Annotated in this window: 9 protein-coding genes (1 of these 9 running past the window's edge); 7 read left to right on the top strand and 2 right to left on the bottom strand. The window is 47.5% G+C overall.

Features of this window, described 5'->3' with window-relative positions:
• Positions 1–30: 30 nt before the first annotated feature.
• The 7 genes from LOZ80_RS35215 (at position 31) to LOZ80_RS35245 (ending at position 11,416) form a co-directional block, all read left to right on the top strand.
• Positions 31–807, top strand: a complete 777-nt coding sequence (locus LOZ80_RS35215) for an arylamine N-acetyltransferase family protein (protein ID WP_238168875.1) — start codon at positions 31–33, stop codon at positions 805–807.
• A 229-nt stretch (positions 808–1,036) separates the two neighbouring features.
• Positions 1,037–6,466 carry a glycerophosphodiester phosphodiesterase family protein gene (locus LOZ80_RS35220; protein WP_238168876.1) on the top strand — a complete coding sequence of 1,810 codons (5,430 nt, stop codon included), beginning with the start codon at positions 1,037–1,039 and terminating at the stop codon, positions 6,464–6,466.
• A 75-nt stretch (positions 6,467–6,541) separates the two neighbouring features.
• Positions 6,542–7,078: a glycerol-3-phosphate responsive antiterminator gene (locus LOZ80_RS35225; RefSeq protein ID WP_238168877.1), complete on the top strand. Its 537-nt coding sequence runs from the start codon at positions 6,542–6,544 to the stop codon at positions 7,076–7,078.
• 241 nt (positions 7,079–7,319) lie between these two features.
• Complete coding sequence (locus LOZ80_RS35230; protein ID WP_238168878.1) at positions 7,320–8,180, top strand: HAD-IIA family hydrolase; 861 nt, start codon at positions 7,320–7,322, stop codon at positions 8,178–8,180.
• Between the two features lie 25 nt (positions 8,181–8,205).
• A complete protein-coding gene (locus LOZ80_RS35235; protein WP_238168879.1) occupies positions 8,206–9,546 on the top strand; it encodes an ABC transporter substrate-binding protein in 1,341 nt (446 codons plus the stop codon).
• Positions 9,547–9,688: 142 nt separating this feature from the next.
• Positions 9,689–10,585, top strand: coding sequence for a carbohydrate ABC transporter permease (locus LOZ80_RS35240; RefSeq protein ID WP_079414723.1), 897 nt, complete (start codon positions 9,689–9,691; stop codon positions 10,583–10,585).
• 15 nt (positions 10,586–10,600) lie between these two features.
• Complete coding sequence (locus LOZ80_RS35245; protein WP_238168880.1) at positions 10,601–11,416, top strand: carbohydrate ABC transporter permease; 816 nt, start codon at positions 10,601–10,603, stop codon at positions 11,414–11,416.
• A gap of 2 nt (positions 11,417–11,418) precedes the next feature.
• Here the strand turns inward: LOZ80_RS35245 and LOZ80_RS35250 are convergent, their stop codons facing one another.
• Positions 11,419–13,512, bottom strand: a complete 2,094-nt coding sequence (locus LOZ80_RS35250) for a sensor domain-containing protein (protein WP_238168881.1) — start codon at positions 13,510–13,512, stop codon at positions 11,419–11,421.
• A 288-nt stretch (positions 13,513–13,800) separates the two neighbouring features.
• On the bottom strand, positions 13,801–14,066 hold the 3' portion of the coding sequence (locus LOZ80_RS35255) for an STAS domain-containing protein (protein ID WP_238168882.1). It continues 22 nt past the right edge of the window; the window shows 266 of its 288 coding nt (coding positions 23–288); its start codon lies off the right edge, out of view — the gene reads right to left on this strand; it ends in the stop codon at positions 13,801–13,803.

The following is a 14,066-nucleotide window of genomic DNA, read 5'->3' on the forward strand; positions in this document are numbered from 1 at the left end:
GTTTAACTTACGAAGGACGGGTGGTTAGGCATGCATAGCAAAAGTAGTCAAATTCAGACCTATCTGGAGCGAATAGGGTTTACGGGTTCGCTCGACGGCAGCGCCAAGACGTTAGCCGAACTGCAGGAGTGCCATTTGCACACGGTGCCTTATGAGAATTTGGACATTATCCATCACATCGCTTTATCACTGGACCCGCAAGATGTTTATCAAAAGATTGTCGTACGCCGGCGTGGCGGGTATTGTTTTGAGTTGAATGCCTTATTCGGTTGGCTGCTTCGGGAGCTGGGCTATCCGGTCACTGACTTCGTGGCCCGGTTTTGGCGCGACGAGTCCAATGCACCGCCGAAGCGGCGTCATCACGTTCTACGGGTCGAAGCCGAAGGGGCGACATATTTGTGCGACGTTGGCGTAGGGGGCATCGTTCCCCGCAGGCCAATTGCATTAATGGAAGGATTAGAACAGCAGCAAGGCGATGAGTGCTACCGGATGGAGCGCGATCCTGATTACGGCTGGGTGCTTTGCGAGCAGAAGAAGGGCGAGTGGCAGCGCATTTACTCGTTCACAGAGGAGCCGCAGTTGGCGAAGGATTTTATTTTTGCTTCGTTTTGGTGCGAGAAAGCCCCTGATTCCATATTCACCAAGAACCCGATGCTGGCGATTCGTACCTTAGAGGGGCGGAATACGGTTGCAGGTCGGGAGTTTCGTATTTTTACTTCTTCAGGGGTGGAAACCTTTACTCCGCAAACCGATGAAGCATATAACGAGGCTCTGCTCGTGCATTTTGGAATTCAATTAGATTCCTAACTTGCTGCATTTACAATACATTCATGCAACGTTGATGCAAGGATAACAAAGCCTTGGTAAAGTGAAACTAATAGATACAAATGAATACTCAGGGTATGAGTCTAGGAGAAAACCCTTTTATTCGGCTTAAGAAAAGTGCGTCCTTAGGGAGCGCGTGCTTTCCTTTTGTTGAATGAGGGTTTTTTTGTGTTGTTCACCTATCAAAACTTTGAAAAGGATGATGTGCGACATGAAAAAAATGTCAACAAAGCTTTTAGGGATTGTGACGATTACGACCTTGGTCAGCGGCCTTTTCCAGCCAAGTGCCTGGGTCCCTAGCGTTCATGCGGAGGAGTCGGGTAGGAAGACGATGGAGGTCAACAAAACGTTAACGGCTCCTATCATCGACGGCAATCTAGATGAATCCATGTGGAGCCTGAATCAATCGCTCAACGTTAAAGTTGGACAAGGTTCTTTTAAGGCGTCGAAATTTGGCCTGCTCTGGGATAATCAGTATTTGTATATTGGCGTCAAGGCAGATGATGACAGCTTGTTGAACGGCCAATCGGGCAGTTGGTTCGAGCAGGATAATATCAACGTCTTTCTTGATCCGAGCGTGCACCGCTCAGCTCCATACAGCAATGAGGATATGCAGATCGGCCTGGTCTATCAGCCTGGAACGACCATACCCGAGTTTCATTTCGGTGCTGCGCTGAATAATCATGCGGGCAAGGATGAGAAGAAAATACTGCGAGCGATGAATCAGACCGCATCAGGCTGGTCTACGGAGATCGCTGTACCTTGGGAAATGCTGAAATTTGATCCTATTCTACAGAAACAGTTGGGCATGGAGATCGGGACGACAGACCGTTATGGGGCCGCTACAACAGAGCAAAGATCCAGCTACTGGAGCGCTTTTGGGTCCTCCTCCTTCTGGAACGATACCTCCGGTTATGGCACGCTTAAGCTGGTGGATACAAGTCCAGTCTCAGGAAGCCCCAATCCGGTGCTTTTGGAGGAAAACTTTGACAGCTATGCCACAGGGACGATACCCCCGAATTGGATATCTGATGTGAATGCGGGAAGCCCGCCTTTTACCGTTGTGCAAGATACGTACGGCAATGGGAGTATGACGTTCGACGGGAATGCAACGTCCAAACAAAGCCGCATCATTGCTCCTGTTCAATGGGATAACTATACAATTGAAGCAGATGTGCGTTTTAGCAGTTTTTTGAATACAGGAAGATGGGCATCCATTATGTTCCGCGCACCCGCTAGCGGGAAGCCGCCATACCCGCAGATGGCCATTAAGCAGAATGGCACCATTGAGACCGCTTATCGCAATTCGGACGGGAATTGGTATTCTCCCACACCGATAAGTGCAACGGGCGCTGGGCTGCTGGTGAATAAGGATTACACGATGAAAGTAAGGGTTTATGACAACAATGTGAAGCAATATTTTAAAGCCAAAAGCGATACAAGCTTTACATTATATGGCGACAAAAATCTCGCAGCTGCGGTGCTCCCGGAGAAAGGGAGAGTTGGCTTTCAGGGAGATCAAAGCAAGGTATCCTTCGATAATCTGAAGGTTACCCGGATCACGGCAGAGCGGCTAACGATTACCTCAGCCAGTTCGTTGGAAGCGTTAAGCGGCGCGGCAAGCGTGACGAGCAGTGTCTACTATTCGGATGGTCTTACGGAGACGCCGCCTGCGGATCGAGTGAAGCTGTATTCATCGGATGAAAGTGTCATCAAAATCAACAACAACCAGATCTACCCTATTAAGCCAGGGAAAGCAACCATTAAGGCTGTATATGGCAATGCTGAGACTTCGCAGGAAATCACAGTGACGCCATCCCTGACGGGGGTCAAGGTTGTTTCCTTAAAGGGTGACGACAAAGGGTATGTACTTGCGACGGTTGGAACTCCATTGGATCTTAGTGCTGTACAGTTTCAAGCAGACTTTAATAATCTCACGACAGGTGTAGTGAAAGGGAATGAGCTGACTTGGACATCGACCAGTCCATCAGTTCTTATTGAGAACAATGTACCCAAGGTGCAGCAGAAAGGTGTTTATACGCTGACAGGCACCAAAGATAGCGCATCTGTCAGTATGCTGGTTGTTGCCAAAAACTCAGCAGATACCGACTATGTCCTGTACGAGGAGAATTTTGATCATCTGGCGGACGGTACCCTTCCTGCCGGCTGGACGCGGAAAGAAGGAACGACAGCTGCCAATGCTGTAGTGAAATCCGGAGCTTTTGAGATCAATGCACTCGCTGCACCGGATAATCCATCCCGGGTCATTCTACCTTCGTTTCTAAGCAAGTTTGGCAATTACAAAATTGAAGCGGACGTGACTCACTTGCAGGCAAATGATACGGCAAGATGGCACTCCATCATGTACCGTATTCAAAACAACGATTATCCTTACTACCAAATGGCGGTCAGAAAAGATGCAACCGCAGCAAATGGCATCGAATTCGCCGAGAGAACGCCTGCCAACGGGTGGAACGTGATCGACAGAGGTTCTAATACCGAAGCTATTGATCCGGCCAAAATGTACCATTATACGGTTAAAGCGTACGGAAACCGTGTTCAGGAATGGATCAACGATCGTGTCATGGTGGATACGGATCAAGCAACAGTCTATGCGACAGGAGCGGTCGGTCTGCAAGCGAATGGCAGCAAAATGAAGGTAGACAACATTCGCGTGACGCTGCAGCAAGAGGCACTGCCTCCTGTACCGAATGGTCGCTTCGTTGAAGTGACCGAGCCGGAAACCCGCATTGCGATGGCCGCGTCCGTCGTAAGCGAGCTTCAAAGTGCGGCAGATTTGGCGAAGCTGGATGCGCCTGCGCTGCCTTCGAATCTCATTATTCATGTGGGTCCAGGACTGAAGGTAACAGACCCTGCAGAAAAGCTTGAATTAAGCAGTCTGGATGCAATTCTAAGCCAAATTGGCAGCCGAATCATCCCTGCTTTTTATGTAAAGGATGAATCCACGGTAGATCAATTGGTGGCATACTTGAAAGCGAATAGTTGGGAAGATGCTGCTGTCGTGTCAGACAACGGAGAATTGATCAAACGAGCGAGAACCGCTTATCCGATCATCCGAGGCATTTTGGATTTCAGCGGCGACAGCAGCTTGAAGGCCGATCAACTGTTGGATGTTCGAAGAAAAACAGCGGCAAGTTTAGCTAGAATTGCTATTTTGCCGCAAGCGATATCAACCCGAGAGAACATTGCTTATCTTCAGCAGCGAAGTATTATGGTATGGTCGAAGGAAACGGCCAGCACACCCGAGAAGCAGATTGCGATGCATCAATTGATTGCGACAGGTGTGAATGGGATCGTGACAGATTCGCCTGCTGTACAATGGGAAGCATTGAAAGTGTACAACAAGAATACGACATTGATTCGCAAACCGTATATCATCGCTCATCGGGGGATGCCGGCGAATTCTCCTGAGAATACAATTGAAAGCAATAGGCTGGGTTTAGAAGCGGGCGCAGAGTTCATCGAGAACGACATGTATTTGACGAAGGACGGACATATTGTCATTCTTCATGACGGGTCACTGGAGCGTACGACGAATGGAACAGGCTTTGTTGAAGACTATACGTTGGAGCAATTAAAGAAATTAAATGCGAACAAGCCATATCCCAATGGATTCCCCGATGTGAAGATTCCAACCCTGAATGAGCAGATCGAACTTGCCAGGGAGAAGGGTGCTATGGTCATGTCCGAAATTAAGACCAGCACTCCTGCAGCTGTCGATGCCTATGTCAAATTGCTTAAGGATATAGATGGCGAAGCTTTGGTGGACACGATGTCTTTCAGTGTAGATCAGTTGAAACGCATGGCGCAGCTTATGCCGGAGATGCCTCTGGGATTGTTGACTAGCGGGTATGCGAATGAGACGAATGTTCCGAAGTCGCTCAGGGAAACATTGAAGCTGCTTCAGGGATTGAATGCTTCATTTAACACGAGCTATAGCGGCTTGGGCCAGAAATTCATGGAGGCTGCCAAGCATCGCGGTCTAATCATTTCACCATGGACGCTGAACGATAAGAGTGCTTTTATTCAATACATGGGTCTGGGAGCTTTCGGGATTACGACGGACTATGCCTACTATGCTTCCGATTGGGCAGCTTCCATTCAAGCTGAGAAAGAGAAGTATGTGCTTGCTAAAGAAGAGAGCGCTACTCTCGCAGCTGTCGTTCAGTCTTACAAAGGGAAGAAATCGACCATTGTCCCCGAACTCGTACTTTTGGACGGTCAAGAGCTGGTTGCTCTGGACGGAGCTAAAGTGACAGCTAAGAAATCAGGAACGGCTCACGTTCTGTTAAGATACACAACTGCGATGGATGACGGGAATAAATATGACATCTATACAGCGCCTATCTCGATCCAAATACCAGGTCAGGATGGTGAAGGCGAAGGTGGCTCAAACCCGGAATCTCCCGCTGCAGGAGGCAGCCCAACAATACCTGCCATTCCAGCCGCAGCAGTCATTGAAGCCAAAGAAGGTAAAGTAACAGCATCCGAACTTAAGCAATCTCTAGGTGCCCATTCTAAGGTAGAAGTGAAATTTAGCGGTGATTCGCTGGAACTGGAAGCAGCTGGTCTGATCGAAGCAAGTAAACTTACTGGTCAAACGCTGCTTGCCACAAGTGAGAATGTCTCTTATACGCTGCCTTTATCTATGTTGAAGCTTGATGAACTGGCTAAGCAACTGGGCGTAAGCATAGATGACCTGCGGATTCGAGTTACACTTAAGAAACTCGATGGTCAAGATGCCTCAGCCATAGATCGGGCCATTAGCGCTGCAGGAGGCAAACCGATGACTGCTGCTGTTCATTTTGAGGTGGAAGCGGCTAATCAAGCAGGACAAAGGGCTGCTGTGACACTCGGAGCAACGTATGCTTCTCGTACGATCCTCTTGGATAAGGCAATTGATCCGAAGAAAGCAACCGGCGTACAAGTGATTCCGGGAACGAATCAACTTCGTTTTGTTCCTACGCTGTTTGTGACCAAGGATGGTAAGACAACAGCTACGCTGATTCATAACAAGAATGGCGTATTCGCCATTGTGGAAAATCATCGAAGTTTCAGCGATCTAGCGAATCATTGGGCCAAAGGCGATATTGAGCTATTGGCAAATAAGCTGGTCGTAGATGGAGTAAGCGACAGCCGTTTCGAAGCGGATCGTTCGATCACACGCGCGGAATTCGCAGCATTGTTGGTTCGCTCCTTGGGGTTAAGCATGGAAGCATCGAAAACTACTAGCTTCAAAGATGTTGCAGCCAGCGACTGGTTTGCAGATGTCGCAGGTTCCGCTGCAACTGCGGGTCTGTTTACCGGATATGAGGACGGAACGTTCCGCCCGAATCAACAAATCACACGTGAGGAGCAAGCGGCGATGGTCGTCCGTGCGATGAACTTTGTGGGAATCGACACCCGCGTAAGCTCCGCCAAGCGGGATGAAACCTTGGCATCGTTCCAAGATGCTGACCAGATCATCTGGGCTCAATCGGAGATGGCCGCAGCAATTCAATTAGGGTTGATGAATGGGATGGCACCAGACACACTAGCATCTGGCAGCTATGCAACACGCGCTCAATCGGTCGTCATGTTGAAACGTTTACTAGTCAAAGCTAATTTCTTGAATGAATAATCCAGGGTTTATACTCAGCAAACATACGCATGTTACGCTTTGGGATGAAGGTATGTTTCTTTTGGAGGTGCACAGATGAACCCGTTCCCGATTATCGCTTCAGTCACGAAAGAGGAACAAATTCCGAAGATGCTGCAGAGTAACGTGGAGAGAATCAATTTAATGACCGGTCATATTGGGAATTTGGAATCGATCATTAGACAAGCCCATGATTCAGGTAAAAAGGTCTACGTCCATATGGAAATGGTTGCGGGTCTAGGGAAAGATTCTTATGCGATCAGTTATTTAGCCGAGAAATTTCAGATAGACGGCATTCTGACAACCAAATCAGCAGCGGTGACGGCAGCGAGACAAGCTGGCTTGAAGACAATTCAACGTATATTTGCAATTGATTCAGCTGCTATTCAGACAGCCATTCGCATGATCAACAGCAGTCAGCCCGATGAGGTTGAGCTTATGCCCGGTTTAATGCCAAGAGTGATTCGCGAGCTTAAGGGAACCATTAAACAGCCGTTAATCGTTGGTGGATTAATACGCTACGAGCATGAGATGACGGAAGCGTTGGCGAGCGGAGCTGATTACATCTCAACCGGGGATCCGGCCATGTGGTAAGTCGATTTACAAATTCTCTACATGGATTTAATATACCGGTGATAAAGCGGGAGTATAATCAACTTAATAATTAAATATTCAGCACCTTACCGGTAATGATGGGTTGAGAATTGGAGAAAACCCTTGTTCTGCAAAGTGCGAAAATAAGCTGGGGCATATCATTTTTGCTATGTTTCACCGAGGCTTATTTTCGCATTTTCGAACAAGGGTTTTTATTTTTCTGTGAAAAGGGGTAGAAACTGTGTCAGAGCGCGTTGCACATCCTAAGAATGGCTTCGAACCCTCAGGTGGAGAAGAAGTTAACCGAGAGCAACAGAAAGTGCCAAAAGGAATCTTTGCTTTTGACGGCTATTTGTTCGATTTGGACGGTACCGTATATGCTGGAAATCAACTTTTGCCAGGTGTGTTGTCTACGATTGACAAGCTTCGCAAAAGCGGGAAATCAATCCTCTTCGTGACGAATACGACAACACATACGCGAGAGGGCGTTCATGAACGCCTTTCGCAGTTGGGGATTGCTTGCTCCAAAGAAGATATTTTAACGGCCTTATGTGTATCGAGAATGTACTTTCAGGAATATCTGCCGGAAGCTAAGGTACTGATGATTGGCGAGCAAGCCATGAAGAATGAACTGGCGCAATACGGTGTAGAAACGACGAACGACCCGCTCGGCGCGACGCATGTTCTTGTCGGACTGGACAGGCAATTTACGTATGAGAAGTTAACACTTGGGATGAGCGCTCTCCGCAATGGGGCACAATTGATTGCTGCTAACCCAGATCCATTTTGCCCGCTGGAGGATGGGGCGATTCCCGATACATGGTCTTTGGTCAAAGCACTGGAGACGGCAAGTTCGCAGTCGGTTTATAAAGTGATTGGCAAACCCTCGGAATACTACGCCAAAAAGGCCTTAGAGAAGCTGGCTTTCCCGCCAGAAGCATGCTTGATGGTAGGCGACCGAGTATCCACCGATATCTGCTTCGGCAATGCCAATGGCATGTATACAGCACTCGTTTTGACTGGAGCGGATTCTCGCAAAGACATCATGCTCCAAGGGATCAAGCCTGACTATGTACTGGCATCACTCAGCGAAATCAAATAAAACCTATTCTCGGGAGGAATGAACAATGAAAAAAGTATTTCTTACATTAGCGGCAGTAGCGCTCGTCACAACGGCTTGCGGACAAGGTGAAAGCACACCGAAAGCTGCTCCTGCCAGCGAGGCGGCTGCTACACCAGAGACGACTGTTAAACAGGACGCGAAGCCAGTAGAGCTGCAGTTCTATTTTCCAGTGGCTGTTGGCGGCCCCATTACGAAGTTAATTGATCAACTGGCTGCTGATTTTCACAAAGAAAATCCCACGATTACGGTGAAGCCGGTCTATGGAGGAAGTTATCAAGATACGATGACCAAAGTCGTCACCTCCGTGCAGGGCGGGACTTCTCCGGATTTGGCGGTGCTGCTTTCAACAGACTTGTACAGCTTGCTCTCGATGAATGCTATTGAGGATTTAACACCGCGTTTCAACAAAGAGTATTTCAACGGTTTTTATGATGCTTTCATGGGGAATACGAAATCAGGCGAAACGGTGTGGAGCGTTCCTTTCCAGCGCAGCACGATCGTCCTTTATTACAACAAAGATTTGTTCAAGAAAGCAGGGCTTAACCCGGATAAGGCCCCGGCGAACTGGACCGAAATGCGTGAAGCGGCGAGCAAGCTGACTGTGAAGGACGGCGCTGGCAAAACATCGCAGTGGGGGATCGAAATTCCAAGTACGGGTTACCAATATTGGATGCTGCAGGCACTTTCTCTGCAAACAGGCACGAACATCGTCTCTAATGATGGGAAGAATGTATATTTCAACAAGCCTGAGGTGCAAGAAGCGCTGCAATACTACACGGATCTGGGCCGCAAAGATAAAGTCATGCCAGAAGGCACGCTGGAGTGGGCGACGGTGCCATCGGATTTCATCAGCGGGAAGACAGCTATGATGTATCACACGACGGGGAACCTGACGAAAGTGAAAACGGACGCCAAATTTGATTTCGGGGTATCGTTCCTGCCGGCTAACAAGAAATATGGCTCTCCAACAGGCGGGGGCAACTTGTATGTGTTCAAAAGCATTCCAGAAGACCGCAAGAAAGCGGCTGTGAAGTTCATCGAATTCTTGACGCAGCCGCAGCGTGTTGCGCAGTGGTCGATTGATACGGGTTATGTAGGCACAACCAAAGCAGCTTACGAGACAGACCTGCTCAAGAATTATGTGAAGGACTTCCCGCAAGCCGCTGTTGCCAGAGATCAGCTTCAATATGCAGACAGTGAACTATCCACATTCCAGAACGGACAAGTGACCAAATTGTTTAACGATAACATTCAAGCTGCTTTGCTCGGCAATATGTCGCCCAAAGAGGCCCTTGATAAATCCCAACAGCAGGCAGATGACATTTTGAAAACATTCCGCAAATAAGTAGTTGGATTTTTATTAAGATGGGTGTGGCTATCACGGTGAATGAGCCGAGATAGCCGCATCCAAGATTTATTTTAGCTTTTCATACAGCCCAAACAATAGCCGTTTAATATACAGATATACAAGGTACGGGGGGATTTATTTGAAACAGCAAGCGCTGCTAACAAGAAGGAAAATCAACTGGAAAGAAAATGCTTTTGCCTATGCTTTGCTTCTTCCTTCCCTAATATTGCTTGCGCTTTTTACATTCTATCCGACGATTAAATCGGTGTATTTGAGTTTCTTCAGCTCTACACTATCCGTCCAGAAGTTTGTTGGATTCGAGCAATATGCCCACGTTTTGCAAGATGAAGTGTTTATGAAAGTAATGAAAAACAATATGCTTCTTTCTATCGGCACCGTGCCGACAAGTCTATTATTGGCCATTTATTTAGCTGTTTGGGTGAATAACAAACTGAAGGGAACGAGCATTCTACGAGCTGCCTTTTTCTATCCGACAATAATCCCGATGATTGCGATAGCGAACATCTGGTTGTTCATTTATACGCCTGATTATGGTTTGCTGGACAAATTTCTGGGTTTTATAGGTGTACCGACACATAACTGGTTAGGGGATCCGCATTGGGTTACTTTTTCGATGATTATCATGGTCATTTGGAAGGAAGCCGGGTTTTTCATGATTTTTTATTTGGCCGGCTTGCAGAATTTGCCTAGGGAAGTGTACGAGGCTGCTGAAGTGGAAGGCGCACGGCCGTGGCACGTTTTTCGCAAAATTACGTTTCCGTTATTGATGCCAACTACGTTATTCGTTCTGATCATAGCCATTACGAATTCCTTCAAGCTGGTCGATCACCTGTATATTATGACGAAAGGCGGGCCGGATAATGCCAGTAATCTGCTGCTTTACCACATATATGAGACAGCCTTTAGCTTCTGGGATATGGGCAGGGCATCCGTACTGACCGTTGTGCTGCTTGTTATTTTACTTGCGGTTTCTATATTCAACTATGCTTATTTGGACAAGCGTGTTCATTACTAGGGGGTAATCTGACTTATGTTGGCTCGAACATTGCATCGATCCATTGTTGTTGTATTAGGCATTGTATTCCTTATCCCGCTGGTGTGGACCGTGTTCACTTCATTTACACCATCCAGCGAAGTTATTACCAGAGCGAACCCGTTTGCAATCGTGAATCCGACGTTCAGCAACTATGTGTCGGCCTGGTCAACCGTTCCCTTTCTAAGATACTACAGCAATACGCTGATCATTGTCGGGGGTGTTCTCGCTGTACAGATAGTTACAGCAACATTGGCTGCCTACGCCTTTGCGCGTTTACGTTTTATTGGACAAGGTGTTGTATTTATCTTATTCCTCGTACAAATTATGATCCCTGCCGAAGTCCTTATTTTTCCAAACTATACCGTTATCAAGCAACTGGGATTAGTCGATACCAAATTAGCGGTTATGCTGCCTTTTTGGGCATCGGCCTTCGGTGTTTTCTTGCTGCGGCAGACGTTTAAGCAAATTCCAATAGATCTGGACGACGCATCCAAAGTGGATGGATGCCCGTGGTGGCGCACCTTATGGCATGTATATTTCCCATCTGCCAAGCCGACCTACATTGCTTTTGGATTGATCTCGGTCAGTACGCATTGGAGTAATTTCATGTGGCCGCTCATTGTGACCAATTCGGTAGAGAATCGCTCGCTTACCGTGGGACTAGCTATTTTCGCCCAAACCTCGGAGACCGGAGCACAATGGGGGACCGTAACTGCTGCAACATTGCTGGTTGTTTTACCGCTGCTAGTAGCATTTTTCGTCTTTCAACGTCAATTTGTAGAGAGCTTCATGCATTCCGGTCTTAAATAGAGCTAGTTGATCGTACTTCGTTTTAAGTAATGCTTTTCGAGCTGCTCAGTCGGCATAGCACGATCAATGAAATAACCTTGTACCATGTCGCAGTTCATTCTTCGCAGGCATTCCAGTTGCTCCAAGGTCTCAACGCCCTCTGCGATGACCCTAAGATCCATGCCGTGAGACATGTCGATGATCGCTTTGGTGATGACTGCGCTCTTGGAATCACTTGTCAGTTCTTGGACGAAGCTCTTGTCGATCTTCAGAATATCAATAGGGAACTGTTTGATATACCCGAGCGCCGAGTAGCCCTTGCCGAAATCGTCTATCGCGATTTGGAAGCCAAATGATTTGAGCTCATGCAGGATGGGTAACACCGACTCGATGTCGTGCATGCTGCTGCTCTCCGTTATTTCGAGCACGATATGTTGAGGGTTGCAGTTAGTCTGATGTACAATCTCATGAATGGACATGGCCAAGTCAGGCGCCAGAAACTGTCTAGCCGATAAATTAACGGCAATCGAAGGAACGACAAGCGAGGCAGAGAGCCAGCGGTTGAGCTGCAAGCAAACCTCTTTCAATACCCATTTGCCGATATCCATGATGATCCCTGTTTCCTCTGCAATCGGAATGAATTCCCCTGGCGAGACAGGTCCGAGTATAGGATGATTCCAGCGGATCAGCGCTTCCATTCCTTCCATCTGACCGGTTTCTACGCTGACTTGCGGCTGATAAAAGAGAGTGAACTGATTCTTGGCAATCGCCCATCGCAGTTCGTTCTCCAGGTCAAGCTTTCTCAGGAAAGTGCTTATGATGCTTTTGTTGAAAAACTGGAACCCGCCATTTTGAAGTTTGGCTTGGTACATGGCCAAATCGGCGTGCATAAGCAGCGTTTCGAAATCCTCGCCATGCTTAGGATACATGCAGATACCGATGCTTGCGTTAATATAGAGCTCATTGTCCTCCACCGAGAAGGGCTTTTTGATGCTGGCGATAAGCTGGTTGGCAATGATGACCGCTTCTGCAGGCTCCTGCAAATCCTGTAGAACGATAATAAACTCGTCGCCGCCCAGCCGGGACACGATATCGTCCTTTCGCACGGCGGAAATCAATCGCTTGGCGACTTGCTGGAGCAGCTTGTCTCCGACACTATGTCCCAAAGAGTCGTTAACCATTTTGAAACGATCGAGGTCAATAAAAAATACAGCCAGCTTGCGGTTTGTTTCTATGCTTCTGGTTGTGGCTTCGTTCACCAATTCACTAAGCAAGGCACGATTAGGCAGCCCCGTCAATTTATCGAAATGGGCCAAATATTTCAAGCGCTCCTCCGTCTGCTTGCGCTCTGTAATATCGGTGAACATGCCAATATAATTTGTAATATTTCCCTTTTCATCTCGCATCGTTGTTATGGACAGCCACTCCGGGTACAACTCGCCATTTTTCCTCTTATTCCAAATTTCGCCTTCCCAGAAGCCGGTTGTATGAATTCTTTCCCACATTCGGATATAAAAATATTGATTCTGCAGGCCGGAATGAAGCAATCGCGGCGTATGCCCGGCAGCTTCCAGTTCCGTGTATCCAGTCATCGTTGTGAAGGCTTGATTCACGGATAGAATTTTGAGCTGCTTATCCGTTATCATGATGCCCTCGCTAGCATTGCTGAACACTTGCGCATGCAGCCTGAGCTTGGAAATTGTATTCTTGCGCAGCGTGATGTCAGAGAACATGCCCACGTAATTAATCAGAACCCCGTTTTCATCCTTAACGGAATTAATGGAGAGCCACTCTGGATAGATTTCTCCGTTTTTTCTGCGATTCCAAATCTCCCCTTGCCACTTTCCGTCCTGATGAATAGATGCCCACATGTTAATGTAGAATCCGGGATCCTGAAAGCTGGACTTCAGCATGCTCGGCTTTTGTCCGATGACTTCTGATTCGTTATAACCCGTGATCGCTTCGAAAGCGGGATTTACGCTCATGATTCTCGAGTGCGGATCCGTAACCATAATGGCTTCCTGTGAATCGTGAAATATTCTGGCATAAGACAATACGAACATGTCTGATGTTTGCCTATCTCTTAGGGCTTCTGTATGTGGATGATGTCGATTCATGGAAGAACCCCTCTCTGCTGCAGTGCCGCTGTATCCAAGCCATATACCCAATTATATCTTGCCTGACAGGAGCCAACTGTGATGTAAATCACACCTAGAAGTTAGCCCTCCTTACGAATTCAATTGTTGATAACGCCAATACAGTTCATTAGATCGCTAGTGTGGCCATTGTCCCGTCTATAAGGAACAACCTTGGATTTCAAAGCCTGTCCAAGAAAGCTGCGGTGGAAACCCCAAAAAAGGAGCTAAGCAGTTACTAGCCGCTTAGCTCCTTTACATTCCTACTTATTACAGCTTTATACCCGCCATGTATAAACGTTCTTTTAGTTGTTCATTTACATCTCTAAACGAAACGCTGGCGTTGTGATCTGTTGCGATCTTCTGCACGGCCAGTAATAGACCGAGTCCAGAACTGTCCATTTCCGTAACTGCCCCCAGATGGAAAGTGAGACTGTGAAATTCTTGTTGAATGAGCGGAAACAATATTTGCCTGATGGAGGTTGCTTCTTTTACGCCGATAAATCCGGTTAAAATGACGTCTATTTGTTGCTCGT

Origin of the sequence: Paenibacillus sp. HWE-109 (assembly GCF_022163125.1) — a bacterium.
Lineage (GTDB): Bacteria > Bacillota > Bacilli > Paenibacillales > NBRC-103111 > Paenibacillus_E.

Bases quoted from the DNA above. Each gene is read 5' to 3' on its own strand.
- LOZ80_RS35215 (WP_238168875.1), top strand. From the start codon at position 31: ATGCATAGCAAAAGTAGTCAAATTCAGACCTATCTGGAGCGAATAGGG.
- LOZ80_RS35220 (WP_238168876.1), top strand. From the start codon at position 1,037: ATGAAAAAAATGTCAACAAAGCTTTTAGGGATTGTGACGATTACGACC.
- LOZ80_RS35225 (WP_238168877.1), top strand. From the start codon at position 6,542: ATGAACCCGTTCCCGATTATCGCTTCAGTCACGAAAGAGGAACAAATT.
- LOZ80_RS35235 (WP_238168879.1), top strand. From the start codon at position 8,206: ATGAAAAAAGTATTTCTTACATTAGCGGCAGTAGCGCTCGTCACAACG.
- LOZ80_RS35245 (WP_238168880.1), top strand. From the start codon at position 10,601: ATGTTGGCTCGAACATTGCATCGATCCATTGTTGTTGTATTAGGCATT.
- LOZ80_RS35250 (WP_238168881.1), bottom strand. From the start codon at position 13,512: ATGAATCGACATCATCCACATACAGAAGCCCTAAGAGATAGGCAAACA.